Origin of the sequence: Caldimonas mangrovi (genome assembly GCF_023721835.1) — a bacterium.
Lineage (GTDB): Bacteria > Pseudomonadota > Gammaproteobacteria > Burkholderiales > Burkholderiaceae_C > Caldimonas > Caldimonas mangrovi.
The window spans coordinates 1-1,317 of record NZ_JAMKFE010000044.1; the positions used below are offsets into that span (position 1 = coordinate 1).

General features: G+C 73.1%; 1 protein-coding gene. It reads right to left on the reverse strand.

The window, feature by feature from the left end; all coding sequences use genetic code 11:
• The coding region (locus M8A51_RS26155; RefSeq protein ID WP_251781558.1) for a type VI secretion system tip protein VgrG at positions 1-1,317 on the reverse strand (1,317 nt) is incomplete at both ends.

A 1,317-nucleotide genomic window follows, 5' to 3' on the forward strand; every position in this document is an offset into this window, starting at 1 on the left:
AAACTCTTCTTGCCGGCCTGCACGGTGATCTTGCCGGGGCACTGGGTGACGATGCCGCCGGCGTCGAGGGTGAGGCTGGCGCCGCCTGCCGTGCTGAGCACGATGCGCTGGGCCGCGGCCCAGTCGATGTGCGCGGCCTTGCTTTTCACGTCGACCAGTTGCTTGGCCGCCAGTTGCATCGGCCCGGCCTGCGCCTGCACGTCGACGTCGCCTTGTGCGGCGATCACCGTCAGTCCGGTGCCTGCCGCCTCGCTGCCCGGCCCGATGGCCCCGGCCAGCACGCCGATGGCCTGGCCGGTGTGCAGCCGGGCCTGCCCGCCGATGGCCTGGTGCAGGTCCTGCCCGGCCGCGGTGTGCACGATCTCGCCGGCGGCCACGTGGAGGTCCTGCCCCGCGGTGAGCGCGAAGCCGGCCTTGGCGCTGATCGCGATCACCGGGTCGGTGGTGTGCGGCAGCTTGTCGTCTTGCGCGGCGGTGTGCTTTTGGGCCGCATCGGCCTGGGCGGGCTCGAAGCCTTGTTGCGCCACCGTGCCGCTGAGCACCCGGTGCAGCGCCTTCAGCGGCGCCTGGCTCGGGTCGACCGCGCTCTGGCCGGCCTGGTGGCTGCCCACGGTGCCGGCCAGCTGCACCGTCTCGTGGGTGCGGGCGGCGTCGCTGAAGGTCTGGGCGAGCTGCACCATCTGCTGCGCTTGCGCCATGCCGGGCGCGTTGTCGCCGGCCGGGGTGGACGCTGCGATGCCATAGCTGCTCAGCAGCACGCCGCGGCCGCCGCGCACGGCGCCGTAGGCGTCGGTGCGCAGTTCGGTGCCCAGCCCTCTGAAGCTGCCGCGGTGGTTGTCGGCGTAGTGCAGCAAGTGCCCCAGGTGCAGCCAGGTGGCGTGCTGGCTGGTGGCGGCCCGCACGCTCAGCTGCGCGTCGCTGTCGTCGAAGCGCAGTTCGCTGGCGCCCTCGCCGCCGAACTCCTTGGTCTTGAAGCCGCTCAGAGCCGCCGGGTTGCTCTGTGCCTGCGGCCCGGGCGCGCCGCCATGCCAGGCCGGGGCGTTGCCGCCGCTCTGGTTGCCCTGGGCGCTGGGGCGGTGGTCGCTGGACCGCCCGTAGGCGCTGGTGTCGGCCTCGGCGGGGCTGCCGCCGGGGGTGGCGGGCACGCCGGCTTCGCCTTTGCCGTTGTAGAACGCGGCCTTCACCAGGGGCCGGTCGATGTCGAGTTCTTCGAAGTCGACCAGCACTTCCTGGCCGATGCGGGGGATGAACTGCAGCCCCATGCCGGGGCCGGCATAGGGCTGGGCCACGCGCACCCAGATGCTGTGGGCGCTGGCG